The organism is Vibrio sp. 10N.222.49.C9, from assembly GCF_041474985.1.
Lineage (GTDB): Bacteria > Pseudomonadota > Gammaproteobacteria > Enterobacterales > Vibrionaceae > Vibrio > Vibrio crassostreae_C.
In genome coordinates, this window is record NZ_JBFRVD010000382.1 from 1 (window position 1) to 228 (window position 228).

Here is a 228-nt window from a genome sequence, read left to right on the forward strand (position 1 = left end):
GCGAGGATCCTCTAGCTGTTCTTAAAGAGATTTCAGCGTACCTTTTGGTAGCACTGCAGTAACAAAGTCCTTTTTGATTACAACTTCGTTATTTGGGTTCAGTTCGATAGCAAGAAAATCATTCTCTTCTGAGATTGAAGAAATCTTACCCACTAGACCACCGCTAGTTAGAACTTCATCACCCTTGCCCATAGAAGCGATTAGGTTTTTGTGCTCTTTAACACGCTT

At 40.8% G+C, this 228-nt stretch carries 1 protein-coding gene; it reads right to left on the reverse strand.

The window, feature by feature from the left end; translation table 11 throughout:
• Positions 1–21 precede the first annotated feature (21 nt).
• Positions 22–228, reverse strand: a 207-nt coding sequence (gene yajC / locus AB4585_RS23610) for a preprotein translocase subunit YajC (protein ID WP_372171202.1), incomplete at its 5' end; no start/stop codon positions are given.